Origin of the sequence: Pseudomonas sp. CM25 (genome assembly GCF_013179705.1) — a bacterium.
Classification (GTDB): domain Bacteria; phylum Pseudomonadota; class Gammaproteobacteria; order Pseudomonadales; family Pseudomonadaceae; genus Aquipseudomonas.
Genome location: NZ_JABMCW010000579.1, coordinates 1 through 1977, shown reverse-complemented (window position 1 = coordinate 1977; position 1977 = coordinate 1). Strand labels below are relative to the sequence as shown.

The following is a 1977-nucleotide window of genomic DNA, read 5'->3' as shown; positions in this document are numbered from 1 at the left end:
CCGGTGTACATGGTGCCGTTGGCGCAGCATTTAGGACGTAGGAAAACATGAAGATGGCCGTAGGCCATTTGTGGCGGTATGTAACAAAATAGTTCTAGATTTATTTCCAGAACCACTAATATAGTTATATATCGTCGCTGCCTGCTGCCGCGGACTCATCGCTGAACCGAGGGGAATCTATGAAGCTTCAACAACTGCGCTACATCTGGGAAGTGGCGCACCATGACCTCAACGTCTCCGCGACGGCGCAAAGCCTGTACACCTCCCAGCCAGGGATCAGCAAGCAGATCCGCCTGCTCGAAGACGAGCTGGGTGTCGAAGTTTTTGCCCGCAGCGGCAAGCACCTGACCCGCGTCACGCCGGCCGGTGAGCGCATCATCAATACCGCTGGCGAAATCCTGCGCAAGGTCGAGAGCATCAAGCAGATCGCCCAGGAATTTTCCAACGAGAAGAAGGGCACGCTGTCCATCGCCACCACCCACACCCAGGCGCGCTATGCCTTGCCGCCGGTGATCAGCAGCTTCATCAAGCAGTACCCGGAAGTGTCCTTGCACATGCACCAGGGCTCGCCGATGCAGATTGCCGAGATGGCCGCAGACGGCACCGTCGACTTCGCCATCGCCACCGAGGCGCTGGAGCTGTTCGGCGACCTGATCATGATGCCCTGCTACAAGTGGAACCGTTGCGTGGTGGTGCCGCAAGGTCACCCGCTGGCCAAGCTACCGAAGCTGACCCTGGAAGCGGTCGCCGAATACCCGATCGTGACCTACGTCTTCGGTTTCACCGGTCGCTCGAAGCTGGACGAAGCCTTCAACCACCGCGGCCTGACGCCGAAAGTGGTGTTTACGGCGGCGGATGCCGACGTGATCAAGACCTACGTACGCCTCGGGCTGGGCGTGGGTATCGTTGCCGGCATGGCCGTCGACGCCAAGCTCGACAATGATCTGGTGGCCCTGGATGCCAGCGAGCTGTTCGAGGCCAGCATCACCAAGATCGGCTTCCGCCGTGGTACCTTCCTGCGTGGTTTCATGTGCGACTTCATCGAGAAGTTCGCCCCGCACCTGACCCGTGAAGTAATGGCCAAGGCTATCCAGTGCCACAACAAGCAGGAACTGGAAGAGTTGTTCGCAGGTGTCGAACTGCCGGTGCACTGATTCAGAATCGCAGGGGGGCGCGAAGCGCCCCCGACAATTTCAGGCCTTGCTGATCAGGTTGCCCGCGTGCAACCCGCATTCCTTCTGCGTAGATTCTTCCCACCACCAGCGCCCCTCGCGCTCATGCTGGTTCGGCAGTACCGGCCGGGTGCATGGCTCGCAGCCAATGCTGATAAAGCCGCGCTCATGCAGGCTGTTGTAGGGCAGCTCCAGCATCCGGATATAACCCCACACCTCTGCACTGGTCATCTGCGCCAGTGGGTTGAACTTGTACAAGGTCCGTTCAGGCGTGGAGAACGCACTGTCGATTTCCAGTGCTGCCACCTGGCTGCGGGTGCCCGGGCTCTGGTCGCGGCGCTGGCCGGTGGCCCAGGCACTCACGGTGGACAGCTTGCGGCGCAGCGGCTCGATCTTGCGGATGCCGCAGCACTCGCCATGGCCATCCTTGTAGAAGCTGAACAGGCCTTTTTCCTTGACGAACGGATCAAGCTTGGCGCGGTCGGGGCTGAGGATTTCGATGGGCAGGTTGTACTGCTCGCGCACCTGATCGATGAACCGGTAGGTCTCCGGGTGCAGGCGGCCGGTGTCAAGGCTGAACACCTTGACCTGCTTGTTCAGCTTCCAGGCCATGTCGACCAGCACCACATCCTCGGCGCCGCTGAAGGAAATCCACAAGTCATCGCCAAAGTGCTCGAAGGCGAGCTTGAGGATGTCCTGCGGGGACTTGTTGGCATAGGTCGCGGCCAGGGCGGCGACGTCGAAGGGTAGGCTCATCAGGCGGTTTCCATCTTGGCTGTGGCGCTGTGCGCTCGTAGTGGGGTGA

At 60.4% G+C, this 1977-nt stretch carries 2 protein-coding genes; one reads left to right on the top strand and one right to left on the bottom strand.

The genetic code is table 11. The features are described from left to right. Window positions 1-179: 179 nt before the first annotated feature. On the top strand, window positions 180-1154 hold the full coding sequence (gene cysB, locus HP546_RS29635) for an HTH-type transcriptional regulator CysB (protein ID WP_016485905.1): 975 nt from the start codon (window positions 180-182) through the stop codon (window positions 1152-1154). Between the two features lie 39 nt (window positions 1155-1193). On the opposite strand, the gene HP546_RS29630 is transcribed toward cysB, so the two are convergent. Continuing rightward, window positions 1194-1928, bottom strand: a complete 735-nt coding sequence (locus HP546_RS29630) for a phosphoadenylyl-sulfate reductase (protein WP_172233260.1) — start codon at window positions 1926-1928, stop codon at window positions 1194-1196. Window positions 1929-1977 lie beyond the last annotated feature (49 nt).